Genomic DNA, 23,251 nt, shown 5'->3' with positions numbered 1-23,251 from the left:
ACAGTGTAGACAACGCCGGAAATATCGATGACAAACACACAGTTGAAGTAAAAGTGGATAAAACAGCCCCTACAACCGTAAGCAATGTAGAGGACAAATGGTACACAGCAGCAGTGGACGTCGAACTAACTGCAAAAGACGACCAAAGCGGAGTAAAAGCAACCTATTATTCTATCGATGGTGCTGACTTCAGGGAAGGAACAAATTTAACTATTGAAAAAGAAGGCACTCACACGATTACTTTCTACAGTATAGACAACGCCGGAAACATCGAAAACAAGCACACTGTCGAAGTAAAAATAGATAAAACAGCGCCGACTATCAAGGCAGATCTTCCAACCGAATTTGCACTTGGCTCAAGCTTTGATCTTAAATATGAAGCGGCCGATAATCTTTCCGGCATGAAAGAAACTTACGTCGAAGTAAACGGAATGAAGAACACAACAGGAAAAATCACCTTAAATAAACCTGGTGAAAATACGATCAAAATTACCGCCATCGACAATGCCGGTTTAAAGACGGTCGTAGAAAAAACTGTTACAACGTTTATCCCGGCTATGATCGAGGTTACGCCGAAGGTGATTAATTGCAACAATGGTGAATTCACAGTTAGAGCAACATTACCGAAAGGATACGGATTCGCGAATGTTGACTTATCAACTGTCACCGTTAACAATGTCCATGCCCTAAGCGACAGCAAGGGCTTACAGAACCAAGCAAAGAATGGCCAATTTAAATTTGAGCGAGACGACTTTGTTTGGGATGAAAACGAAGAGCTGCTAGTATTCCGTGCAAAGGTTGGCGGTGTACTAGTGGTAGGAAGCACCACCGTCGATGTGATCAATTATCAAAAAAAGAGCTGCAGCAATAATTGGCTTTTCGACCTTTTATTTTAAGCCTGATTGAATAATTAAAAAAAGAGGATGTCCCAAAAAAGCTAAGCTTTTAGGACATCCTCAACCTGCTTATTAAGAAAGCAAGGAACAATAGTAATTGTTAACACCTTTTACCCAGTGATTATTTAAGCCTGCCGGGTCGTTAGCAGCGCCGACTGGCGCATATTTACCGCCGATTTTGGTGATCGTATCGAATCCTTTATCTAAATAATTTTTTCGGAGATTCCTAGCCATATCAAAAATACACTCTTCGACCGAATCATACTGCTTTAAACCGTGTTTTCCCATCATACCGGCAATATTATTTTTTTCATTAGCCGCCCGGGACTTGCCATTTCCAGTTTCGTGGATGGCGATAGAGGCAAGCAAGTTCGGATTAATATTGTATTTTTTACCCGCTTCCATAAAGGCTTCGCCCAAATTGGCTAATTTCCCCTTTAGGGCTGAATCTAATTTATGTAAGGAAACTTCGGTATAATTCAATGTCGGGTTAGCTTCTAAAATTTGAGTGTAATCTTTGATGTTGGTAAGAATGGGTGCGCTATTTGTAAAAAAGCTCTTGTTTAATAAGTTTGAGTGAGTAAGATTGATGCTCTCTTGTTCCTGTAACACCGATTGTAAAATAGCTTGAAAGATATCGCTTGACGGAAAGGGCTGGATGTCACTAGCAATTTTCGACACATTATTTGAAATCGAAAGTAATGCCATATTTTTAAACCAGTCTGTTGAAACGGGACCTATGCTCATTATACGTACTCCTGTAGTAAGATTTCTTACCTAATATTTTACTCTATTATCAAAAAAGGGTAAATCTTACAAAATAGAATTTTACCAATTTTTATTGTTATTCGACAAAAAAAACCTTATTTTAGAAATAACGTATCCTCCACTTGAAAGGAGAATAATTTGTGATTCAATCAACTTCCTTGCCATCTGCTCAGCACAAATTATCAGATAAAAGCGGGACCAGTAAATCAGATGGACAAAGTTCTGGATCGTTTATCGAGTTATTGAATGAGTTGAAAAACGTGAAGGAACCTGAAAACAACAAGGATCTCATTTCCATCATCAGTGGATTGTTGGGGCGGATGAACGAACAAAATAACCAACAAGCAGACCAGGATTCTCATCAGGAAGACGGACCGCAAACGAGAAATGACCTAATCGCGTTTATCAGTACCATTTTTGAAAAAAACGTTGATCCAAGCAATCAGCCTATAGTAGAAAAACCAGTACATAACGCAAGTAATCCGCAAGAAACGAACATCATTGAAAAGTTGCCACAGCTGCTGAAGGAAGTGACGGCACCAAAAGAAGTGGCGCCTTCCGTGCCATTCAAACCTGTTTTTTCTGAGAAATTTGTCGAACGTGATTTTGACTTTCACCGCCAGTTTGAAGGGAAAGAAGTTCTTTTTCAATCCATTACCCCAACTGGCAATGCCCATTTGACTGCTAAGAATGATCCCAGCCTTACACCGAAGGTTTCGGTTGAACAATTTTTTTCCGAAGTAATGGGGTTATTGAAGAATCAAACGAGCATAAAAAAGGCCACCGAATTCATCGAAGCGAAATTCTCGCTCACGCCTGAAAAGCTTGGAGAAATCGATGTGAAGGTATCCATTCATAAGGGGCAGGTAGTAGCTCACTTTTCCGCTGATACACTTCTCGGCAAAGAGGCGTTGGAATCACAAATTTCCCTGCTAAAATCCTCGCTTTCACAGCAGGGATTTCAGGTTGATAAAATTGAGATTGCTCTAGGCGGACAGAGTTTGCAAAACTCCTTTTCAGGACAGGAAGAAAAATCCCGCCAGGAGCAGTCACAGCAGCGTTTTTCGAAAAAGAAAATCAATCTCGAAGAGTTTTATCAAAATCATACGGCAATTGAGGATTTGACCCGCATTGGAACAGAAAACACAATTAATATTCTTGCTTAAAAGGGGATAAGTGATTTGACAACGATTGATACCGTGAATTTCAAGACTGCCGCCAATATCAAGCCCCAACAAACGGGCCAAGTAGATAAAGACCTTTTCCTTCGTATCTTAACGACACAATTACGAAACCAGGATCCAACTCAGCCGATGGAGGACCGGGAGTTTATTGCCCAATTGGCGCAATTTAGTACACTTGAACAAATTTCAAACTTGAATCAAACCTTCTCGCAATTCATGAATAGCCAACATGATGATATTAGTCAATTTTCAACTATGATGAACAAAGAAGTATCGTGGATGAATGAAGAAACAGGCTTTGTTGAATCGGGAGTTATTAAAGGGATCGTCAAAAGGGATAATCAATTTTACTATCAAATAAATGATCAAGAAATTCCGGTTGGAACTATCATTTCTGCTAAAGAACAAGAATCATAATACTCAGGGGGTAATGAAAAATGCTGCGTTCATTAAATTCAAGTGTATCTGGGATGAAAGCATTCCAAAATAAATTAGATGTGATTGGTAACAATATTGCAAACGTTAATACTGTTGGTTTCAAAAAAAGCCGGATCATGTTTCAAGATGTGTTAAGTCAAACGGTTCGCGGCAGTTCAACTCCTAATGGGAATGCTGGCGGAACGAATCCAGTGCAAATCGGTTTAGGGGTAAAAACCGCATCTGTTGATACTATTCAAACACCTGGAAGCCCGACCACAACGAACCTTTCATCCGATTTATATATTGATGGAAATGGCTTCTTCGTCGCACAAAACGATAATGGCTCCAAATACCTGACAAGGGCCGGAAACTTTGACCGCGACGCAAATGGCGACCTCGTGACTTCGCAAGGATTTAAGGTACTGGGGTTTGATGCTGCTACTAATACCCTTGGCCCGATTAATATTGATTCGGATAAGTTCGTTTCCTACACGATTGATTTTAATGGGGTTGTTAAAGGAGTAGCAGCGGATGGAACCACCTCAGACATTGCCACTCTGGGTACAGTTGTCGTATCGAATCCAGGCGGGCTTAAAAAAGTTGGCGGTTCCATGTATGAGTTAACAGGGAACTCCGATCGGGAAACGATTATTGACAACCTTATCCAAAAGCGCCAGGATAATAATGCGGGGCAAATTGTTTCTGGTCAGCTGGAAATGTCCAATGTCGATCTTTCCGAAGAGATTACTGAAATGATTATCGCACAGCGGGGTTTTCAAGCGAATGCTAAGGTCATTACAGTTTCAGACTCCATACTAGAAGAGCTTGTGAATTTAAAACGATAATAGGATGAAGGGAAAGTAGACCACTTTCCCTTTGGATGATTTTACGGCGGTGAGGAAAACACGATGAAACTTTATGAAAATAACAATGACGTGAAAGTATATGATTTTAAAAAAGCCCTGCGTTTGTCCATGGAACAAGTAAGGGTGTTAACGAGAATTCATGATAATTTTGCCTATCAATTAGCTTCCTCTATTTCGACTCAATTACGGACCATTGTCCAAGTGGAAGTGCTATCTGTTCATCAGATGATCTATGAAGAATTTATAAAACAGCTGCCTCCATTTACAATATTAAATATTTTTGAAACACCTGAAAAAGGCCGAATGATTATGGAATTAAAGCCGCAAATGGCATTTGCGATTATTGACCGCCTATTAGGGGGACGCGACCTGCCTGCTTTGGCTAATGAAAAAACTACGGTAACCCAAATTGAAAAAAAAATCCTCCACAACCTATTTGAGGGTTTTGTGGACAATTTAAAAAAGTCCTGGAAGGATTTAATGAATGTCCAGTTAAATGTGGTCGAAATTGAAACAAATCCACAATTTTTACAAGTAGCAATTCCGAATGAAACCGTCATTGTTATTGCGTTTAATATCAAAATCGGCGATATAGAGGAACTTATGCATATTTGTATTCCCTATATTATTTTAGAACCGTTCCTGCCAAAATTATCATCCTATCAATTATTCTCAACACGCAATAAAACCATTAGACCCGAGGAATCGAATTTACTAAAATCGAAGCTGCAGGAGCTTGAAATCCCGTTAAAAGTGGAGTTGGGTCGTTCCACCATCTCGATTGAAGAATTTTTAGCCTTGAATGTGGGAGATGTCGTCCAGCTTAACCAGTTATACGAGGAACCTTTAAAGGCGATGGTCGGGAAAGATGTGAAATTCTTAGTCAAACCAGGTGTAAAAAAGACGCGGCTGGCCGCAGAAATAGAAACTGTTTTCGAAAAAGAGGTAAAAAAAGATGAGTAACGATGGGAAAATTTCAAGAGAAGAATTAGAGGCCCTATTAGGGGGGAAGGAAGAGGAAACCAAACCGTTTCTCTTTAAGGATTTAGAAGAAAAACCAGTCCAAGAAGTCGTAGAACAATCGATTAATTTGGACCTCCTAATGGATATTAATTTGGAAGTGGTTGTTGAATTAGGGAGAACCAAAAAGAAAATTAACGAAATCTTAGAGTTGTCCCAAGGTTCGATTATAGAATTGGACCGCGTGTCGGGTGAACCGGTCGATTTATTAATCAACGGCAAGATTGTCGCCAAAGGGGAAGTCGTCGTCGTTGATGAATATTTTGGGGTTCGCATAACGGAAATATTAAATAAAATAATTAATTAATGTTGAAGAAGGCTGATTCTTAGAGAATCAGCCTTTCTTTATCATCAAAAACCTCAACGTTCACTGCCAAAACGCCGTTATCCACTATTAGTAACTAAAGTTCATGGTTCGGAGGATGGAAGGATGATTACAAACAATCTTCGGTTTTCTGGCTTGGCTTCCGGAATCGATACCGAGTCACTTGTAAAGAAATTAATGGATGCGGAAAAGGTACAATTAAATAAGGTGCTCCAAAATAAAACCAAAACGGAGTGGAAAGTCGATGCCTACCGGGATGTAAATACGAAATTCCTGGATTTGCGTTCGTCGATCGAAGATTTAAGACTGGAGTCTACCTTTAATCGAAGCAAGCTAAGTTCCTCGGATAGCAGCAAGGTAGAGGTAACATTAAGCGGAGTGCCAAGCAGAAGTGAGTATATCATATCGAATGCGAAGGCTTACCAGCCGGGAACGCCCTCCTCTGTCAAATTTGCCGCCGCGGCTGTAAGCGGAGATACAACAGAACTTGGCGCAGGACAAGGTTTCAGTTTTACATTGAACGGAGAAACCATCGACCTTACTGCCCAAGATACAATCAAAAGCTCAATTAGCAAGATCAATGCCATATCCGAGAAAACCGGTGTTACGGCAAGCTTCTCGAGCGGCGATCAGGCGATTATTTTTACCTCAAAGGATGCTGCTACTTTTATTAGCATTGCTAATGTATCCAATAGCAATAATGTTTTAAAAATAGCGGCAGGCACCGTCAGTGAAACACAAAATGATTTCTCCGCCGGAAATACCAGCGGGGCAACGGGAAACTCGGCTGTGAAGGCCGTCGATGGAGAGGTTACCATTAACGGAACGACTCTGACCCTGAAAAGCACAAAGCTAAACTATGACGGGATTGCCTTTACCATCAAAAACGATATCCCACCAGGAAGCAATATAACCATTACGAAAAAGGCGGATGTCGATTCGATATTCGACAGTATCAAAAGCTTTGTGGATAAATATAACGATACTATTAAGACGCTGCATGATAAGCTTGGTGAAAAACGAAATAAGGGTTTTGCCCCTTTGTTAGACGAACAGAAGAAGGATATGAAGGACAAAGATATTGAATTATGGGAAGAAAAAGCAAAGAGCGGATTATTACAGAGTGATCGCATGATTTCTTCAGCGCTAGATAAAATGCGGCAAACCCTTTATTCGAATGTTCGTGACCCGGACGCCGCGAAAATGAATAGCCAGTTTGATTCGCTAGCGGAAATTGGCATCACCACTAGCTCTAATTACAAGGACAATGGCAAGCTTTTAATAGATGAAAAAAAATTAAGAGAGGCAATAGAAAATAACATTAAGGATGTCTCGTTGTTATTCTCAAAGAAATACGACACGAAAAGCAGCGAAAATAATACGGCAACGAATGCAGAAGAATTCAACAACAGCGGGGTCGCTTGGAGAATGTATGACCAAATCAATGAGACGATGAAGGAAATTACCAAAACCGCTGGTTACTCAAATGACGCCTTTCTATCCAAAACATTACGGCAGCTAGATGATCAAATCGATTCTTGGGAGAAGCGATTGCAGACAAAAGAAGATTATTATTGGAAACAGTTCACCGCGATGGAGCAGGCAATCCAAAAATCGAATACACAAAGCAGCTGGCTAACACAGCAAATGGGCGGGGGGATGTAACCTTGCATGAAGAAAAGGCAGCCCTACTCCAAAAATACTATTATCTTACCCTAAACCTAGTAAACGAAATCGATAATGCAGCAATTCAAGCATTATTGGATGAAAGGCAAACGTACATTGAGAAAATAAACCAACTGGATCAAAGCGCTGGGCAAATTCTCATGAATTCGGCACTAAAAGATCAGGTACGGCAAATCCAGATATTAGAGACAGCGCTTCAGAAAAAATTGAAATCTGAACAACAAAAGATATTGGGCAATATCCACTCTCTTAGAAAAGAGAAAAAGATTAAACTGCAATACGATGAACCAGCCTTGGCTTCAAGTGGTTTATTTTATGACAAAAGAAAATAATGCAAAGGTGTGAAAAACATGACGCTTACCAATGCTTATCAGGCATATGAGAATAATCAGGTGTTATTTGCAAAAGGGGAAGAGTTGACGGCGCTTTTATATAAAGGGGCAATTAAATTTATTGAGCAGGCCAAATTAGCGATTGAAAAAAATGATTGGTCCCGAACGAATGATCGAATCATTAAAGCCCAGAATATTATCACAGAATTAATGGTAACGCTGAATATGGAGATAGAAGTGTCAAAATCGCTGGTCCTACTATATGACTATATCAAACGAAGATTGATAGAGGCGAACATGAAGAAAGAGCCAGGAATTTTAAACGAAGTGCAAGAAATGCTTGTGGAATTGCTAGGTACATGGACTGAGGCCATGAAAACAGTAAGACTTACTTAATGATAAGTAGGTCTTTTTTCATTTTTAATTATTGTAATATTTATTATGGCATTGTAATATTAAAGTATTGGAAAAATTTCGACCTTAAACAACATGAAACGACACACTCAAACACAATCCGATAATGGCAAACCTGGGGAAATCCAGGGACGCAAAGCTATAGGGGCTAAAATCTATTCCAAGATTATGCCAGCCAGTTGCCGAAGAGTATATATCTAACCAATTATACTATTCTTCGGAGTAGTCTTTTTTTTGTCCTAAAACGGATTGGTAAAATAAACCAATTTACAGGAGGTTGTTTATGCTTCAAAACATTACTATTCTCCAGCAGGCTTTAGATGCATCTGTTTTAAGACACAATGCCATTTCTAATAATTTGGCAAATGTGAATACTCCTAATTACAAACCGCAAAAAGTAGTTTTTGAGGAAATTTTAAAGGGAGAACTATCCAACACCCGTTTTACTGGCAATAGGACGAATGACAAACACATTCAAATTGGAAAATCCATCCCGTATATTACCGAGCAGCCTGTTGTCATGCAAAATAGCGGGAATGGCGTGGATGTTGATAGTCAGATGACCGATTTGACGAAAAACTCGATTTGGTATCAAACCTTAACGTATCAGTTAAGTGAAGAATTTAATTTATTAAAAACAGCCATAAGGTCAAGGTAGGGGATTACGATGTCAATGTTTCAGCCATTAAATATTAGTTCTTCCGCATTAACAGCGAATCGCCTGAAAATGGACATTATTTCTTCTAATATTGCGAATGCCACGACCACTAGAGGGAAATTCGTAAATGGGGAATGGATTCCGTATCGTCGAAAAATGGTCGAGGTGGAGCCGAATGGGGCCGCACCATTTAGTCATTATTTAAACAATGAAATGAGTGCAAACGGTGTTAAGGTAACAGGAATTGTCGAAGACCAAACTCCTTTTCATCCAGTCTATGACCCAACTAATCCCGATTCCAACAAGGATGGATACGTCATGATGCCAAATGTTGATATCACAAAAGAGATGGTTGACCTCATGAGTGCCTCCCGGGCCTATGAAGCAAACATAACTGCCTTTAATGTTGGAAAAACAATGTCTTTAAAAGCTTTAGATATTGGTAAATAAGGAGTTTTAAATGATGAAAATAGATCAATTGCTGACAAACCCATCCGCCTTTTTGGAAACGAAACGAGCTGCAAGTCCTGCCCAAGCATCCGAGACTTCCTTTTCCACGACTTTGAAAGAGGCATTGCAGAGCGCAAATGAAACGATCGTTAATTCGGAGAAGATGTCAGAAAAAATCGCAACTGGTGAAATAAAAAATATTCATGATGTAACGATTGCAGCCCAAAAAGCACAAATTGCCCTTCAGCTTACCACACAGGTAAGGGATAAAGTGGTTGAATCCTATCAGGAAATAATGAGAATGCAAGTTTAATTGAGCTGCTAGATCGGCGGGAGACCTATGAAAATAAATGTTGGCTTTACAGAAAAAATAACGCAGTTTTGGAAAAATACCAGCCTAAAAGGGAAAACCTTATACATTGGTTCGTTTATAGGGGCCGTCATCCTTTTAACCCTTGTAATCTTCTTTTTGTTCCGAACAAACTATGTACCACTGTATACCAATAGCTTAAGTCAAAAAGAAATTGGTGAGATTAAGGGGGCTTTAGAAAAACAAGGGTTCACCGACTATAAAATTGCGGGCAATGGAACACAAATTCTCGTTCCTAAAGAAGCGGCCCCCGACCTGATTGTGAATTTGGCCTCAGAAGGTCTGCCGAAAAGCGGGCCGATCAGTTTCACCGAACAAACGAAGGATCTGAAATTTGGGGTAACCGAGCAGGAATTGGACGTCATCGAAAGAGAAACGATTCAAAAGCAATTAGCGAATTTAATGACGAAGATTAGCGGTGTCAAAAACGCAGAAGTGATGATCACCATGCCAAAGGATAGTGTCTTTATTCGGCCGGAGCAGGAGGATAAAGCCAGTGCCTCAATCATTATTGATGTTGAACCAGGCACACAACTGGAGCAAGGACAAATTAAAGCACTTTACTTCCTGGCTTCGAAAAGTATTCCGAATCTGCCAAAAGATAACATCGTGATAACCGATCAATATGGCCAGCTGTTAACGTTAGCAGATTCTGACGATTCTGCTGGATTTGACAGCTATGACCAACAAAGAAATATTAAGCAAAAGGTAGAGGCCGATATTCAGCGCAGTATTCAGCAAATGCTCGGCACGATGCTCGGAAAAGACAAGGTTTATGTGCAGACCTTTGCCAAGCTGAATTTTGATAAAGTAAAAACACAACAGAGCATAGTGGAACCATCGAACAAGGATCAAAATGAAGGCATTGCCGTCAGTGTGGAGGAGATATCCAAAACATATAAAGGCAAGGGAACCGCCACGGCTGCCGGCGGCGTCGATGGCACTGGCGAAAGTGATGTTCCAGCCTACGCTGGAGGCGGAACAGCCGGAAATAACGACTACAATGAAACACAAAAAAGAGTTAATTATGAGGTCAGCCGAATTACCAAAGAAATTACTCAAAGTCCATATACGATCGAAGATTTAACCATCAATGTAGGCGTGGAGCCTCCTAATCCGAAAAATCCGAATTCGTTAACACCAGAAACACAGGCGAATATCAGAAATATCATAGCCAATGTAGTTCGAACAGCCATTGATACGAATAATGTCAAAACAGAAGACGATATTAATAAGCGAATTACGGTTTTTCCTAGAGAATTTACTGGAAAAGCCCAAATGGCAGCATCTCCAGCGAAAGAAAAAGAGAAAGAATCCTATTTAAATTATATCTTAATAGGCCTTGCCGCTTTAGGACTTCTCGTTGGCGGAATAATAGCAGGGAAATTGATCAAGCGAAAAAGGGATGAAGAGCTTGAACCGATTTCGGAGTTTTTAGAGGCGAAAAGGATCAATGAATTTGAGGAGGCCATACCGAAAAAGGAAACAGTTCAGGATGAAATCAATCAATTAGCTGGAAAAAATACAGAGGAATTTGTTGATCTATTACGCTACTGGCTAAAGGAAGAAAAGGAGGTATAACATGCGCAAGCTAACGGGGATTCAAAAAGTGGCGATTCTTTTGGTTTCTTTAGGAAAAGAAGGCTCTTCTACCATCTATAAACATTTGAAGGAAGAAGAAGTGGAATTATTAACGAAGGAAATTGCCAATCTTCAATGGATTGACCCAAAGGTAAAGGAAGATGTTTTAAAGGAATTTTACAAAATGGCTTCGGAGAGGAATGTCGTTGCCAAAGGTGGAGAACATTTTGCTAAGGATCTGCTTGCCCTTTCTTTTGGAGAAGAGAAGGCAAAAGAGATGCTCCACCGGTCATCAGAAAAAAACCGAAAGAAACCTTTTTATTTTGCCAATAGGGCGGAACCGGTCCAGATTTTGAACCTATTACAATATGAAAATTCCCAAACGATTGCCCTTGTATTATCGTATTTAGATTCGAAAAAAGCTTCGGCTATCCTTTCTTCTTTCCCGGCGGAAAAACAGACTGATATTGCCAAAAAGATTGCGCTGATGGACACAGTTTCTCCGGAAGTGGTGCGACAGGTTGAAGAAGTGCTTAAGGAAAAGCTAGCGACGACCTCTTCACAAGACTATACGGTTAATAATGGCATCGATAATATTGTCAGTATTTTAACTGGCGTGGATCGAGGAACTGAAAAGCATATTCTAGAATCGTTATCTGAGCAAAGCCCAAGTCTGGCCGAAGAAATCAAAGGGAAAATGTTTATCTTTGAAGATATTACATTATTAGATAATCATTCTATTCAACGAATCCTTCGCGATGTGGATAGTGAAGACTTGTACTTAGCCTTGAAGATTGCCAGTGAGGATGTAAAAGAAGTTATTTTTCGAAATATCTCGAAAAGACGAGCGGAACTACTTGAAGAACAAGGTAAATATGATAAGCCTGTCCGGCTTAAGGAAGCGGAGGAGGCACAAGGCCGTATCGTAGGAATTGTTCGAAAGCTGGAAGAAGAAGGTTCCATTATTGTTGAAAGAAGGGGTGTGGAGGCCATTGTCGTCTAGAATCTTCAAATCTGCTTCCATCCCTCCTGTCATAGAAGCCAAATTGCTATTATCCAGAAAAAAAGTAACTGAAGGTGCTGCCTATCCCCTTGTATCGGAACAATCTGCCGAGGAGCAACGGCGAAATGCGGAACAACAAGCGGAAGCGATTCTCTTAAAGGTCCGTGAACAAATCCTCCTTGAAAAAGAAGAGGCTGAAGCCGAGCTGGAGCAGTGGAAACGGGCTGAGCAAGAAAAAGTATTGGCTGAGCTTGCAGAAGTCAAACGGCAGGGCTTCAAAGAAGGTTACGATGAGGGAATGGGGAAGGCTGAGATCGACTATTTCTCCAAAATCCAGCTGGCAGAAGAGGTTTTAGAAAAAGCCTATAAGGAAAAAAAAGAAATTATCAAAGAATCGGAGCCCTTTATTATTGAGCTTTCTCTCCAAATGGCGGAGAAAGTGATTCATAAGGAGCTAGAAACGAAGCCGGATGTGCTTATACATATGATTAAACAAAGCTTGTTCTATTCCAATGAACGCTCGATGATTTCGATTTGCGTCAGTCCTGATGATTTCACGTTTGTGCAAAATCAACGCAATCAATTACTAGAATCGTTGGAGGGGCAAGTCGAAGTGAAAATTTTACCAGAGCATTCAATTGAAAAAGGCGGCTGTGTCATCCGAACCTCTTACGGAAGCATTGATGCCCGGATTGATGTACAGCTGAAAGAAATCAAACAAGCGCTCCTGAAAACATTACGGGATGATTCGTATGAAGAAAATGCTGGAAATTGATAAATATGTACATACGCTGCAGACGATTAATCCGATTAAGTTTAATGGAAAGGTTACACAGGTCATCGGCCTGACCATTGAATCACAAGGCCCAGATGTCAAGCTTGGCGATGTTTGCCACATTTATCCTTCGAGTAATGAACCTCCTTTAGAAGCAGAGGTTGTCGGATTTAAAGGGAATCGAGTTCTTTTGATGCCATTAGGAGAAGTTGTTTCGATTGGACCTGGATGTGACGTTGTATCAACGGGAAAACCGTTAACTGTCAAAGTGGGGATGGAATTATTAGGGAAGGTGTTAGATGGTTTAGGCAAGCCGATGGATGAAAGTCCGCTTCCCTCCGGATTAATTGAAGTGATTACAAACAACAATCCGCCGAACCCGTTAAAACGACCGAGAATTCACGATCCACTCAATGTGGGAGTCCGTTCGATTGATGGGCTGCTCACGATTGGCAAAGGGCAAAGGGTCGGGATCTTTGCGGGGAGCGGCGTAGGTAAAAGTACTTTATTAGGAATGATTGCCCGTAACACAAGTGCCGATGTCAACGTCATCGGACTGATTGGAGAACGGGGAAGAGAAGTTCTTGATTTTATCGAAAGAGACTTAGGGAAAGAAGGGCTTGAAAAATCGGTGGTCGTCGTTGCGACCAGTGACCAGCCTGCCTTAGTCAGAATCAAGGGTGCCATCATAGCCACCACGATTGCAGAATTTTTTCGGGATCAAGGGTTAAGTGTAAATCTAATGATTGATTCGGTTACACGATACGCGATGGCGCAAAGAGAAATTGGACTGGCCATCGGGGAGCCGCCAACAACAAAAGGCTATACTCCTTCTGTTTTTGCGATGCTGCCAAAGCTTTTGGAGCGGGCAGGTACAGGACCGAAAGGGGAAATTACCGCTTTCTATACGGTCCTAGTAGATGGCGATGATATGAATGAACCGATTGCCGATACGGCAAGAGGAATATTGGACGGTCACATTGTGTTAGATAGGCAGTTAGCGCAGCAGGGACATTTTCCTTCTATTAATATATTAAACAGCGTAAGCCGTGTGATGAAGGATATCGCATCGAAGGATCATCTTCAGGCAGCAGAAAAGATGAAACGATACTTAGCGATTTATAAAGAAGCAGAGGACTTAATTAAGATTGGTGCCTATAAGCAGGGGACCAATTCCGAAATTGATTTATCCATTAAGTATAAGGTGTGGATCGACAACTTTTTGAAACAAGGAGTGAATGAAGCCTCCTATTTAGATGATTCGATTCAGATTATGATTCAACAGTTTGGAGAGATGGTTAAATGAGCTTCCAATTCCGTTTTGAAAAAATCCTGTCCATGAAGGAAAAAGAAAAGGAATCAGCCTTAAATGAAATGAATGTCTTCCGGAAATTGAAAGAAACGGCTGAAAAACAATTGCTGGACATGATTGATAAAAAAGAAAGTTATCTGAGAGATTACGAACGATTAATGAAAAACACCTTACGGATCACAGACATACAGGAAAGTGAACAATACATCCATTTTCTAAACAAGCAAATTGAAAAATTAAGAAAAAAGGTAATGGAGCTGACAAAAGAGTTTCAGGTTAAGAATCATTTGCTGCTGGCCAAAAACCAGGAAGAGAAGATGTGGAGTTCTTGGCGGGAAAAATCGTTTGCTGAATATACCGATAAAATTAACAGAGAAGAACAAAATTTGTTGGATGAAATGGCGGTTATTCGCTATTTTCATCACAAAAACTAGGTTCGTATTTTACAAAAAAGGAAGAGTGCAAACAAACCATGAATGGTAAGCAAATAAATCGGATCCAAACCGTCCAATTTGCCCAGTTATCAGAAGGAGCAAAATCACCCGGCACAGGGAAAGAATTAAATACGATTGAAGATGTCAATTTACAGTTAATTGTCGAGTTGGGTAAAACCAATATGAAGGTCAGGGATATTTTGAGGATTAAACCTGGCGTCATTATTTCCGTGGACAAATTGGCTGGGGAACATGTGGATGTGGTCATTAACGGATCGTCCGTCGCGGAAGCAGAAGTGGTCGTCGTGGATGAAAAATTTGCGATTAGGATTACCGATATCGTTTCCAAGCAGGAACGTGAAGAAAGAATGAATGATTAGAGGTGGCGGGGATGAATTTCTTTCATTTTGCTAAAAAAATCACCCTGGTCTTTAGTTTTGTTTTGCTTCTGTCCTCTTTTCACAGCCAGCAGGATGCTTTTGCCAAGGAAAGCAACACCGTTTATGATGCCTATAAAACCGATAAAGCCACAAAAACTACGAATATATCGAAAGAAGATCAAACGATAGGGGAAAATAGCTCGCTTGTGCCCCAATTAATAAAATTTTTCTTTTCGTTTGCTTCTATTATCATTCTACTTCTCTTGGTTTTAAAATTTTTAAAAGCGAAATCAAAGCACATTGATTCTCGTGGTCCTTTTTATACAATGGGCGGCCATTCTTTAGGAGGAAACCGTTCACTTCAATTAGTAATGATCGGCAAAACCTTATATATATTAGGAATCGGTAATGAAGTCCGGCTCCTCAAGACGATTGAATCTGGGGAAGAACAAGATTTCATCCTGCAATCGATGGCGGAAGAAACAGAGCAAAAACAAAAACCAAAGCTTTTTTCCTTCCTAAAGAAAAATGCGGGTCCTTCTTCGGAGGATTGGGAGCAAACCTTCCTCTATCAAATGAATCAAGTGGATCAACCCAGTATTCCAATCAATAAACTTAAAGACTAACACAGATGGCGGAGATTTAATTGGCAAAAAAAGTATTAATGATTCTACCTTTTCTTTTTTTCATTTTTAATGAAGTGAGTTTTGCGGCCTTTGATGCCACCATACCAGGAGTGAATTTAAGCTCTGAACCTGGAGGAGTAGCCACTTCCATTAAAATTATGCTGCTTTTAACGGTACTATCGGTGGCACCAGCAATTCTGCTCTTAATGACATCGTTTACGAGAATTGTGATTGTGTTATCATTTGTCCGGACCTCGCTAGGCACCCAGCAAATGCCGCCTAACCAAGTCATCATTGGACTGTCATTGTTTCTTACCTTGTTTATTATGGGACCTGTTTTTTCTGATATTAATAAACAAGCGTATCAGCCATTTATGGACGGAAAAATCACGCAGGAACAGGCGTTTCAAACCGCTAGTAAGCCGATCAAGGAATTTATGGCGAAGCATACAAGGGAAAAAGACTTAAATCTATTTTTGGATTATGCCAAACTGAAAAAACCAAAAACGATTGATGATATTCCTTTACACGTTTTAGTTCCAGCTTATTCGATTAGTGAGCTAAAAACGGCTTTCCAAATGGGGTTCATGATTTTTTTGCCATTTCTCATTATTGATATGATTGTATCGAGTATTTTGATGGCGATGGGTATGATGATGCTGCCGCCTGTGCTTATTAGTTTACCGTTTAAAATTTTGTTGTTTATTTTGGTAGATGGCTGGCATTTAATCGTCAAATCCTTGCTTACTAGTTTTTAAACAGAGAGGAACTCCCTATGACACCGGAAATGGTTATTGAAATTTCGAAGCAAAGTGTTTATATTACCGGGCTTGTGGCGGCGCCTATTTTAGTGCTTGCTCTAGTGGTTGGGCTGATTATTAGTATTTTTCAGTCTGTTACGCAAATCCAAGAGCAAACGCTCGTGTTTGTTCCCAAAATCATCGCTGTATTTATCGGATTATTGGTGTTTGGACCATGGATGCTCAGGCAGTTATTAAATTTCACAGAACAAATTTTTGGCAATTTATCTCATTTTACAGGGTAGCGTTTTTGTATGGAATGGTTAAATGTAATCCCATTATTTTTACTCATCTTAGTTAGAATTTCTTGTTTTTTTATCACCGTTCCGATTTTTATGGCGAGAACGATCCCAGCCCCTTTTAAAATAGGACTCTCTTTCTTTATGGCTATCCTGGTTACCATTTCTTCGGAGCAGCATGAGATTCAGGCCTTTTCGGCTGTGTATATTCTGTTGATTACAAAGGAAGCCATCGTTGGTTTAGGATTAGGATTCATTGCTTCGGTCCTTTTTTATGCGATTCAATTAGCAGGTACGTTTATTGATTTGCAAAGTGGTTTTGCGATGGGTGCGGTATTTGATCCGCAGTCTGGTACAAACGTGAATTTAACGGGAAGGTTTAAAAACGTTTTAGCCACTCTATTTTTCTTTTCGACGGATGGGCATCACTTACTCATCCAGGGTATGCTCCAAAGCTATCACTGGATTCAGGTGGATGCGCTTGTTCCAGCCTTAATGGACGGGAGAATATCTACTTTATTACTAGAAACCTTCAAAAGCTCGTTTGTGATTGCCTTTTTACTGGCTGCCCCGATCGTATTTACGCTTTTTTTGGTCGATTTAGTGCTTGGCATTATCGGAAAGACGTCACCGCAAATCAATCTAATGGTGGTCGGTTTTTCTTTGAAAATAGGTATTTATTATCTTGTCTTGTTTTTAGCGCTTCCAGGTTTTTTTCTATTATTTCATACTCTGGCAGCACAAATGGTCGAATCTATCAGTAATATGATTCGGATTATGGGAGCGTCTTTATGAGGGTAAAGGGTCAATTTCTGCTTCAAGTAGATCTGCAATTTTTCGCAGGGGAGAAGACAGAAAAAGCAACTCCACAAAAAAGGAAGGAAGCGCGAAAAAAAGGACAGGTTGCCAAAAGTATGGAGGTTTCCTCTTCCTTGCTGCTGCTATCCTTTTTCCTGTTCCTCCTCTATTATGGTAAATCCTTTGGGACCTCGATTCTGGTCTTGTTCAGAGAAATTTTTTCTACTTATTTATTAGTCGATTTAACCGAAGCGAGTACACACAAACTGTTCATGGATTTAACCGTTATCACTATGAAAATGGTTTTGCCGATTCTATTATTCTTATTTGTTGTCGGATTTTTAGCGAATTATGTTCAGGTTGGCTTCTTATTTACAACCGAAAACTTAAAATTCAATTTAAATAAATTAAATCCAATAGAAGGGGCGAAACGCATTCTTTCCATCAGGTCCATCATTGATTTAATTAAAAATGTATTGAAGATTACTTTGATTGGATGGATTTCCTATTTCTTATTAAAAAAAGAATTCGCGGCCTTTCTTCATTTTTCACAGTTGAGTATTACTCAAATCCTTGATGAGCTCTTTTCAGTCTTGATCAAGGTTGGAGTGTCTACTTCGGCGATGTATGTGGTCATCGGGGCGGCCGATTTTGTTTATCAAAAATATGACAATGAAAAGAAAATGAAAATGTCGCTCCAAGAAATAAAGGATGAACATAAAAAAAGCGAAGGTGATCCCTTAATCAAAGGGAAAATCAAAGAAATGCAACGGGAAATGTCGCTGAACCGTATGATGGCAGACGTACCGAAAGCTGATGTTGTGATCACGAACCCAACCCATTATGCGATTGCCGTGACGTATGATGCCGATTCTGCAAAAGCACCGGTGGTGATTGCTAAAGGGGTGGACTTCAGGGCGCAAAAGATTAAAGAAATAGCGAAAGAAAATGGTGTAATTCTGACGGAAAATAAGCCTTTAGCACGGGCTTTATATGCCAATGTGGAAATTGGGCAGGAGATTCCAGAGGAATTATTTAAAGCGGTCGCCGAGATTCTCGCCTATGTTTATCGATTAAAAGGAAAATATTAAGTCTTTAAGGAATCAGGTGGAAAAATGAAGTTTAAAGAAATATCCGTATTACTAGGTGTATTACTCATTGTCGTCATGATGGTTATTCCATTGCCTACTATTCTATTGGATATTTTGTTGATTATAAATATCTCCCTATCAATCACTATTTTATTGGTAGGAATGAATACTAAGGAACCTTTGGATTTCTCTATTTTTCCTTCGTTATTACTATTAACGACCCTGTTCCGTTTAGCGTTGAACGTATCGACAACCCGTTCAATCCTTTCTCATGGGGATGCCGGGCATGTCGTGGCCACCTTTGGGGAATTCGTTATTGGCGGGAATCCAGTCATCGGGTTTATCATCTTTTTAATTTTGATTATTATCCAATTTCTTGTCATCACTAAGGGTTCAGAACGGGTGGCTGAAGTGGCTGCACGTTTTACCTTGGATGCCATGCCTGGTAAGCAAATGAGTATTGATGCCGATTTGAATGCAGGGCTCATCAGTGAAAAAGATGCCCGCACCAGGAGGGAAAAAGTCAGCCAGGAATCAGATTTCTACGGTGCGATGGATGGGGCAAGCAAATTCGTAAAAGGCGACGCCATTGCGGGTATCATCATACTATTTATTAATGTCATTGGCGGTTTCATTATTGGGATGACGATGATGGGGATGGATTTTACCCAGGCAGCCAGCACGTTTACCCTGCTTTCGGTCGGTGATGGGCTGGTAAGTCAAATACCGGCTCTGTTAATTTCTACAGCAACCGGGATCATCGTCACAAGAGCGGCTTCCGATGGGAATCTGGGGGACGACCTGACACGCCAGTTATTCGCTTATCCGAAATTGATTTATGTTGTAGCAGGATGTATTGCCTTATTCGGCCTGGTTACGCCAATTGGAATTCTGCTAACCTGGAGCATTGCCGGCCTGCTAGTGTTTGCTGGATATAGAATGCAAAAAGCCAAAGAAAAAGAAATGGAATTAGAAGAAGAGCTTGAACTGCCGATTGAGGAAGAAAATAGTCCGGAGAATGTCCTTAATCTCCTCCAGGTGGATTCATTGGAATTTGAGTTTGGCTTAGGACTTATTCCTTTAGCCGATGCTGCCCAGGGTGGGGATATTTTAGACCGTGTCATTGCGATTCGGAAACAAATCGCATTAGAATTAGGGCTGGTAATCCCGATTATCCGGATTCGCGATAACGTCAATTTAGAGTCCAATCAGTATGTAATCAAGTTAAGAGGCAACGAGATTGCCGCAGGAGAAATCTTTCTGAATCACTATCTGATGCTCCTGCCGGAAGAGGATGATCACGGAATCGTTGGGATTGAAACGGTCGAACCAACCTTTGGCCTTCCTGCTTTATGGATAAATGATGAGATGAAGCAAAAAGCTGAAGTATTTGGCTATACCGTTGTTGATGCTTCTTCGGTTATTACTACCCATCTCGCGGAGACCATCAAACGGTATGCCCATGAAATTTTAGGTAGGGAAGAAACGAAGCAGCTGATTGAAAAGGCGAAGGAAACCTCTCCATCAATCGTCGAGGAGTTAGTGCCATCCTTATTATCAATGGGGCAGATTCAAAAGGTGTTACAAAAACTGTTAAAAGAAAAAATCTCGATCCGGAATCTGCCTGTCATCCTTGAAACCCTTGCTGATTGGGCGGTTTTCACCAAAAATCCTGATTATTTGACTGAATATGTTAGACAAGGCTTATCCCGGCAAATTACGAAGCAATTGTCCGTGGGTAAAATGATTCAAGTGATTACGGTCAACGCCAATGTTGAGAAGATTATTAGCGAAAACCTTCAAGAAACGGAGCAAGGGATTTATTTAACCTTAGACCCACAGACTATTCAGCAGCTGGTCATGGCTTTAAATGACACAATTGGACAGGTGGTGAAAATGGGAATCCAGCCGATTCTCATGACTTCCCCAACCATTCGGATGTATGTAAAACAAATAGTAGAACGAATTAACGGAGATATTCCTGTCATCTCTTTTAACGAATTGGAGCCGGATGTAGAAGTGCAAAATATAGGGGTCGTTCATTTTCAAAGGGTTGGAGTGGTATCTGCATGAAGATTAAAAGATATATTGCCGCCTCCTTGCCGCAAGCTGTGCAGCAGATTCGGTTAGAGTTAGGGGAAAATGCCGTCATCTTAAACACGAAGGAATCGAATACAGGCGGATTTCTTGGCCTATTTAAAAAGAAGCAGCTTGAGGTGATTGCCGCTTCGGAGGTCGTTGAACGGAAAATCGAACCGCCTTCATCTCCAGAAGTGAAGGAGGGAGCCCAAGAAACGGAGGTCCTTAACAGATTAGATCAAATGGAACAACTGTTAGGGAGTTTTATCAAAAATCAAACCGATTCGCCAAAGCAGCCCCCTTCCAGATTAGATAAATGGCAGAAACAATTAGAGGATCAAGAGGTTGATGGGGAAGTCATTCGATTTCTTGTGAAGAAAATTAATGTCGAGCATCCATTAATCGAACGGTGTACTGAGCAAGAAATTGAAGAAATCGTCTTGAACACCTTAACGAAGCTTTTTCAGGACGGTATCGCACCAGATGGGTTAAATTCTGATGCGGCAGTGGTTACACTCCTTGGTCCAACGGGTGTTGGCAAGACAACCACAATCGCGAAGCTTGCATCAAGAAAGGTGTTATTTCAGAGAAAGAAGGTTGGTCTTTTAACGGCGGATACCTTCCGGATTGCTGCCATCGAGCAATTAAAGACTTATGCCAGCATTTTAAATATCCCGATTGAAGTCGTAGAAAGTCCCGAGCAAATTAACCATTCCTTAAATAAATTAAAAAATTGCCAAATGATTTTTATGGACAGTGCAGGAAGAAATTACTTGGAGGAGCAGTATATCGAGGAAATTAATGACTTTCTCTCTCAAGTAGGCAAGCAAGAAAATCACTTGGTCTTAAGTATGACCTCTAGGTGGAAGGATATGAAACAAATTGTTGAAAAGATGAAATCGGTTCAGATTGATCGAGTCATCCTGACCAAGTGGGATGAATGTACATGTTTCGGAGCCGCTCTCAATCTCATTTATCATTATCCATACCCTTTATCCTTTCTATGTTTGGGACAAGGTGTTCCGGAAGACATTATGCTCGCAGAACCAGAATATATGGCTAAAAAGATATTGGGAGTAGATGATGATGAAGCCGGATCAGGCGCAAAAGCTGAGAGAATTGTATCAGCGTTTTAACCAAAATAATGCAGATCAAGAAAAACGGACTAAGGTTGTATCGATCACAAGCGGAAAAGGCGGCGTTGGAAAATCAAATTTTGCCCTAAACTTTGCCCTAAGCCAGATTGAATCCGGACAAAAGGTCGTCTTAATTGACTTAGATATTGGCATGGCGAATCTGGAGATATTACTAGGAATGGCTCCGAAGTTCCATCTGATTGATATGGTGAAGCAGAAAAAAAGCATTTGGGACGTGATGGAAAAAGGGCCCGCAGGATTGGAATTGATTTCAGGCGGGAGTGGCTTTCATGAAATTCTTGATCTAAGTGAGCACGATTCCAACTATTTATTTACAGAACTTGAAAAATTGCAGGGATACGCTGATATGATCCTGTTTGATACAGGGGCAGGACTTTCAAAGGAATCTCAGCGCTGTCACCTGGCCGCCGATGAAATCATTCTGGTTACAACCCCTGAACCGACCGCGATTACCGACGCTTATTCCGTAATAAAAATTTTACATCACCAGGATTCGGGCATAAATGTCCGTTTGGTGGTAAACCGCGTGGCTAATTCCAAAGAAGGAATGGCGATTGCGAACCGGGTGAAGGCAGTGACAAAACAATTTTTAGAAAAAGAAATTGATATTCTTGGTTTTATCCCAAATGATTCATTCGTGTTTCAATCTGTTCTGGATCAGACTCCTTTTTACTTAAAATATCCGAAATCTCAAGCCGCAAAATGGATGAAGGATATCGTGAATATTTATTTGAATGGGGAAACCAAAAGAGCAGATGTGACCGGAATCAAAGGGTTTATCCAAAGGATTTCAGGATTTGTAAAAAAATAATTTATGATTTTGTCTCAACTAAAAGGAGGGGGAACTTTCTTGAGTCAACAACGGGATGAAGAGTTATTCGATCAATATCTGCCATTAGTTCATAAAATCGTAAAGAACACGAAGAGAAGTCTTCCTCACACAGTGGAAGAGGATGAACTCATGTCATTTGGGATGATGGGGTTATTAGATGCAACCCGAAAATTCAATCAGCGCGAAAATGTAAAGTTTGAAACCTATGCTACCCAAAGAATACGTGGAGAAATTTATGATGGACTTCGTCGAAACGACCCCCTGCCAAGAACGTTAAGAAAAAAGGAAAAAGACGTTAAACGGGCTTTTGAGATTTTAGAACAACTGCTTTTTCGAAAGCCTACCATTAGGGAGGTTAGTGATTATTTACATATAGGCGAAAAGGAATGCCGGGAGATTATCACGCAAGCTTCCTTTGAAAAACAAGAGTCGTTATATGAACCGATTGAACATGGCGAGGACAATCAATTAAAGATTGACTCACTTTCCGATTATAGTATTCTCGATCAATCTGAAATAATAGAAGGAAAAGAGCGAAGTAGAATCTTAGCATCGCTTATCGATGGATTACCAGAGAAAGAAAGACTGATTCTTTCCCTCATCTATTATGAGAATTTAAGTATGAGTGAGGTTGGAAGAATTTTAGGACTTCATAAATCGCGAATATCGCAAATCCATTCGCAAACCTTAAAAAAGCTAAAAAAGGTTTTGGAGAAGGAGCTTGTTTAAAGAGGAGCGGCTTACCGGGAATAGGG

27 protein-coding genes, 1 pseudogene and 1 riboswitch are annotated in these 23,251 nt (G+C 40.4%); of the genes and pseudogenes, 27 read left to right on the top strand and 1 reads right to left on the bottom strand.

Going from position 1 to position 23,251, the window contains the following annotated elements:
* A partial coding sequence (locus V7161_RS25700; RefSeq protein ID WP_420491666.1) for an OmpL47-type beta-barrel domain-containing protein occupies nt 1-896 on the top strand: 896 nt, incomplete at its 5' end.
* Nucleotides 897-968: 72 nt separating this feature from the next.
* On the opposite strand, the gene V7161_RS25695 is transcribed toward V7161_RS25700, so the two are convergent.
* The gene (locus tag V7161_RS25695; protein ID WP_335715648.1) at nt 969-1,643 is read right to left on the bottom strand and encodes a glucosaminidase domain-containing protein; all 675 of its coding nucleotides are present in this window, start codon (nt 1,641-1,643) and stop codon (nt 969-971) included.
* A 161-nt stretch (nt 1,644-1,804) separates the two neighbouring features.
* Between V7161_RS25695 and V7161_RS25690 the strand changes: the two genes are divergently transcribed.
* From V7161_RS25690 to V7161_RS25565, 26 genes and pseudogenes are all read left to right on the top strand, one after another.
* Complete coding sequence (locus V7161_RS25690; RefSeq protein WP_335715647.1) at nt 1,805-2,830, top strand: flagellar hook-length control protein FliK; 1,026 nt, start codon at nt 1,805-1,807, stop codon at nt 2,828-2,830.
* A 15-nt stretch (nt 2,831-2,845) separates the two neighbouring features.
* Nucleotides 2,846-3,265 carry a flagellar hook capping FlgD N-terminal domain-containing protein gene (locus V7161_RS25685; protein WP_335715646.1) on the top strand — a complete coding sequence of 140 codons (420 nt, stop codon included), beginning with the start codon at nt 2,846-2,848 and terminating at the stop codon, nt 3,263-3,265.
* A 20-nt stretch (nt 3,266-3,285) separates the two neighbouring features.
* Nucleotides 3,286-4,113 carry a flagellar hook-basal body complex protein gene (locus V7161_RS25680; RefSeq protein ID WP_335715645.1) on the top strand — a complete coding sequence of 276 codons (828 nt, stop codon included), beginning with the start codon at nt 3,286-3,288 and terminating at the stop codon, nt 4,111-4,113.
* 63 nt (nt 4,114-4,176) lie between these two features.
* Complete coding sequence (gene fliM / locus V7161_RS25675; RefSeq protein WP_335715644.1) at nt 4,177-5,097, top strand: flagellar motor switch protein FliM; 921 nt, start codon at nt 4,177-4,179, stop codon at nt 5,095-5,097.
* Between the two features lie 124 nt (nt 5,098-5,221).
* Nucleotides 5,222-5,461: pseudogene (gene fliN, locus V7161_RS25670) on the top strand (flagellar motor switch protein FliN); the annotation flags it as partial.
* A 123-nt stretch (nt 5,462-5,584) separates the two neighbouring features.
* Nucleotides 5,585-7,144: a flagellar filament capping protein FliD gene (gene fliD / locus V7161_RS25665; protein WP_335715643.1), complete on the top strand. Its 1,560-nt coding sequence runs from the start codon at nt 5,585-5,587 to the stop codon at nt 7,142-7,144.
* 2 nt (nt 7,145-7,146) lie between these two features.
* Nucleotides 7,147-7,497: a hypothetical protein gene (locus V7161_RS25660; protein WP_335715642.1), complete on the top strand. Its 351-nt coding sequence runs from the start codon at nt 7,147-7,149 to the stop codon at nt 7,495-7,497.
* 18 nt (nt 7,498-7,515) lie between these two features.
* A complete protein-coding gene (fliS, locus tag V7161_RS25655) occupies nt 7,516-7,893 on the top strand; it encodes a flagellar export chaperone FliS (protein WP_335715641.1) in 378 nt (125 codons plus the stop codon).
* 116 nt (nt 7,894-8,009) lie between these two features.
* A riboswitch (cyclic di-GMP riboswitch) is annotated at nt 8,010-8,098 on the top strand.
* A gap of 96 nt (nt 8,099-8,194) precedes the next feature.
* Nucleotides 8,195-8,569 carry a flagellar basal body rod protein FlgB gene (gene flgB, locus V7161_RS25650; protein ID WP_335715640.1) on the top strand — a complete coding sequence of 125 codons (375 nt, stop codon included), beginning with the start codon at nt 8,195-8,197 and terminating at the stop codon, nt 8,567-8,569.
* A gap of 15 nt (nt 8,570-8,584) precedes the next feature.
* Nucleotides 8,585-9,019 carry a flagellar basal body rod protein FlgC gene (gene flgC, locus V7161_RS25645; RefSeq protein ID WP_335715651.1) on the top strand — a complete coding sequence of 145 codons (435 nt, stop codon included), beginning with the start codon at nt 8,585-8,587 and terminating at the stop codon, nt 9,017-9,019.
* Between the two features lie 10 nt (nt 9,020-9,029).
* Complete coding sequence (gene fliE / locus V7161_RS25640) at nt 9,030-9,332, top strand: flagellar hook-basal body complex protein FliE (RefSeq protein ID WP_335715639.1); 303 nt, start codon at nt 9,030-9,032, stop codon at nt 9,330-9,332.
* Nucleotides 9,333-9,359: 27 nt separating this feature from the next.
* Nucleotides 9,360-10,970 carry a flagellar basal-body MS-ring/collar protein FliF gene (gene fliF / locus V7161_RS25635; protein WP_335715638.1) on the top strand — a complete coding sequence of 537 codons (1,611 nt, stop codon included), beginning with the start codon at nt 9,360-9,362 and terminating at the stop codon, nt 10,968-10,970.
* A 1-nt stretch (nt 10,971) separates the two neighbouring features.
* Complete coding sequence (gene fliG / locus V7161_RS25630) at nt 10,972-11,973, top strand: flagellar motor switch protein FliG (RefSeq protein ID WP_335715637.1); 1,002 nt, start codon at nt 10,972-10,974, stop codon at nt 11,971-11,973.
* A complete protein-coding gene (locus tag V7161_RS25625) occupies nt 11,963-12,748 on the top strand; it encodes a FliH/SctL family protein (RefSeq protein WP_335715636.1) in 786 nt (261 codons plus the stop codon). Before fliG ends, V7161_RS25625 begins: the two co-directional genes overlap by 11 nt.
* The gene (gene fliI, locus V7161_RS25620; RefSeq protein ID WP_420491665.1) at nt 12,726-14,054 is read left to right on the top strand and encodes a flagellar protein export ATPase FliI; all 1,329 of its coding nucleotides are present in this window, start codon (nt 12,726-12,728) and stop codon (nt 14,052-14,054) included. Before V7161_RS25625 ends, fliI begins: the two co-directional genes overlap by 23 nt.
* Entirely contained in the window at nt 14,051-14,494 is a 444-nt protein-coding gene (gene fliJ, locus V7161_RS25615) for a flagellar export protein FliJ (protein WP_335715634.1), read from the top strand. Before fliI ends, fliJ begins: the two co-directional genes overlap by 4 nt.
* Nucleotides 14,495-14,532: 38 nt before the next feature.
* A complete protein-coding gene (gene fliN, locus V7161_RS25610) occupies nt 14,533-14,874 on the top strand; it encodes a flagellar motor switch protein FliN (RefSeq protein WP_335715633.1) in 342 nt (113 codons plus the stop codon).
* Between the two features lie 11 nt (nt 14,875-14,885).
* Nucleotides 14,886-15,500 (top strand): flagellar biosynthetic protein FliO, encoded by a 615-nt coding sequence (locus V7161_RS25605; protein WP_335715632.1) that lies wholly within the window; start codon nt 14,886-14,888, stop codon nt 15,498-15,500.
* Between the two features lie 38 nt (nt 15,501-15,538).
* A complete protein-coding gene (fliP, locus tag V7161_RS25600; RefSeq protein ID WP_420491667.1) occupies nt 15,539-16,258 on the top strand; it encodes a flagellar type III secretion system pore protein FliP in 720 nt (239 codons plus the stop codon).
* Nucleotides 16,259-16,275: 17 nt separating this feature from the next.
* Nucleotides 16,276-16,545 (top strand): flagellar biosynthesis protein FliQ, encoded by a 270-nt coding sequence (gene fliQ / locus V7161_RS25595; RefSeq protein WP_335715631.1) that lies wholly within the window; start codon nt 16,276-16,278, stop codon nt 16,543-16,545.
* A 9-nt stretch (nt 16,546-16,554) separates the two neighbouring features.
* Nucleotides 16,555-17,334 (top strand): flagellar biosynthetic protein FliR, encoded by a 780-nt coding sequence (fliR, locus tag V7161_RS25590; RefSeq protein ID WP_335715630.1) that lies wholly within the window; start codon nt 16,555-16,557, stop codon nt 17,332-17,334.
* Nucleotides 17,331-18,428: a flagellar biosynthesis protein FlhB gene (gene flhB / locus V7161_RS25585; protein WP_335715629.1), complete on the top strand. Its 1,098-nt coding sequence runs from the start codon at nt 17,331-17,333 to the stop codon at nt 18,426-18,428. Before fliR ends, flhB begins: the two co-directional genes overlap by 4 nt.
* A 24-nt stretch (nt 18,429-18,452) precedes the next feature.
* On the top strand, nt 18,453-20,501 hold the full coding sequence (gene flhA, locus V7161_RS25580) for a flagellar biosynthesis protein FlhA (RefSeq protein ID WP_335715628.1): 2,049 nt from the start codon (nt 18,453-18,455) through the stop codon (nt 20,499-20,501).
* Nucleotides 20,498-21,643, top strand: coding sequence for a flagellar biosynthesis protein FlhF (locus V7161_RS25575; RefSeq protein ID WP_335715627.1), 1,146 nt, complete (start codon nt 20,498-20,500; stop codon nt 21,641-21,643). Before flhA ends, V7161_RS25575 begins: the two co-directional genes overlap by 4 nt.
* Nucleotides 21,594-22,475 carry a MinD/ParA family protein gene (locus V7161_RS25570; RefSeq protein WP_335715626.1) on the top strand — a complete coding sequence of 294 codons (882 nt, stop codon included), beginning with the start codon at nt 21,594-21,596 and terminating at the stop codon, nt 22,473-22,475. Before V7161_RS25575 ends, V7161_RS25570 begins: the two co-directional genes overlap by 50 nt.
* A gap of 39 nt (nt 22,476-22,514) precedes the next feature.
* A complete protein-coding gene (locus V7161_RS25565; RefSeq protein ID WP_335715625.1) occupies nt 22,515-23,225 on the top strand; it encodes a FliA/WhiG family RNA polymerase sigma factor in 711 nt (236 codons plus the stop codon).
* The last annotated feature ends 26 nt before the right edge of the window (nt 23,226-23,251 follow it).

Origin of the sequence: Neobacillus drentensis (genome assembly GCF_036965425.1) — a bacterium.
Classification (GTDB): domain Bacteria; phylum Bacillota; class Bacilli; order Bacillales; family Cytobacillaceae; genus Neobacillus; species Neobacillus drentensis_F.
Note: the sequence above shows the minus strand (reverse complement) of the source record. Positions and strands in the feature narration are given on the sequence as shown.

What these genes read in the sequence shown, in the direction of transcription:
- V7161_RS25695 (WP_335715648.1), bottom strand. Translation starts at nt 1,643, where the DNA reads ATGAGCATAGGTCCCGTTTCAACAGACTGGTTTAAAAATATGGCATTA.
- V7161_RS25680 (WP_335715645.1), top strand. Translation starts at nt 3,286, where the DNA reads ATGCTGCGTTCATTAAATTCAAGTGTATCTGGGATGAAAGCATTCCAA.
- fliM (WP_335715644.1), top strand. Translation starts at nt 4,177, where the DNA reads ATGAAACTTTATGAAAATAACAATGACGTGAAAGTATATGATTTTAAA.
- fliD (WP_335715643.1), top strand. Translation starts at nt 5,585, where the DNA reads ATGATTACAAACAATCTTCGGTTTTCTGGCTTGGCTTCCGGAATCGAT.
- fliS (WP_335715641.1), top strand. Translation starts at nt 7,516, where the DNA reads ATGACGCTTACCAATGCTTATCAGGCATATGAGAATAATCAGGTGTTA.
- flgB (WP_335715640.1), top strand. Translation starts at nt 8,195, where the DNA reads ATGCTTCAAAACATTACTATTCTCCAGCAGGCTTTAGATGCATCTGTT.
- flgC (WP_335715651.1), top strand. Translation starts at nt 8,585, where the DNA reads ATGTTTCAGCCATTAAATATTAGTTCTTCCGCATTAACAGCGAATCGC.
- fliE (WP_335715639.1), top strand. Translation starts at nt 9,030, where the DNA reads ATGATGAAAATAGATCAATTGCTGACAAACCCATCCGCCTTTTTGGAA.
- fliF (WP_335715638.1), top strand. Translation starts at nt 9,360, where the DNA reads ATGAAAATAAATGTTGGCTTTACAGAAAAAATAACGCAGTTTTGGAAA.
- fliG (WP_335715637.1), top strand. Translation starts at nt 10,972, where the DNA reads ATGCGCAAGCTAACGGGGATTCAAAAAGTGGCGATTCTTTTGGTTTCT.
- fliI (WP_420491665.1), top strand. Translation starts at nt 12,726, where the DNA reads ATGAAGAAAATGCTGGAAATTGATAAATATGTACATACGCTGCAGACG.
- fliJ (WP_335715634.1), top strand. Translation starts at nt 14,051, where the DNA reads ATGAGCTTCCAATTCCGTTTTGAAAAAATCCTGTCCATGAAGGAAAAA.
- fliN (WP_335715633.1), top strand. Translation starts at nt 14,533, where the DNA reads ATGAATGGTAAGCAAATAAATCGGATCCAAACCGTCCAATTTGCCCAG.
- V7161_RS25605 (WP_335715632.1), top strand. Translation starts at nt 14,886, where the DNA reads ATGAATTTCTTTCATTTTGCTAAAAAAATCACCCTGGTCTTTAGTTTT.
- fliP (WP_420491667.1), top strand. Translation starts at nt 15,539, where the DNA reads ATGATTCTACCTTTTCTTTTTTTCATTTTTAATGAAGTGAGTTTTGCG.
- fliQ (WP_335715631.1), top strand. Translation starts at nt 16,276, where the DNA reads ATGACACCGGAAATGGTTATTGAAATTTCGAAGCAAAGTGTTTATATT.
- fliR (WP_335715630.1), top strand. Translation starts at nt 16,555, where the DNA reads ATGGAATGGTTAAATGTAATCCCATTATTTTTACTCATCTTAGTTAGA.
- flhB (WP_335715629.1), top strand. Translation starts at nt 17,331, where the DNA reads ATGAGGGTAAAGGGTCAATTTCTGCTTCAAGTAGATCTGCAATTTTTC.
- flhA (WP_335715628.1), top strand. Translation starts at nt 18,453, where the DNA reads ATGAAGTTTAAAGAAATATCCGTATTACTAGGTGTATTACTCATTGTC.
- V7161_RS25575 (WP_335715627.1), top strand. Translation starts at nt 20,498, where the DNA reads ATGAAGATTAAAAGATATATTGCCGCCTCCTTGCCGCAAGCTGTGCAG.
- V7161_RS25570 (WP_335715626.1), top strand. Translation starts at nt 21,594, where the DNA reads ATGAAGCCGGATCAGGCGCAAAAGCTGAGAGAATTGTATCAGCGTTTT.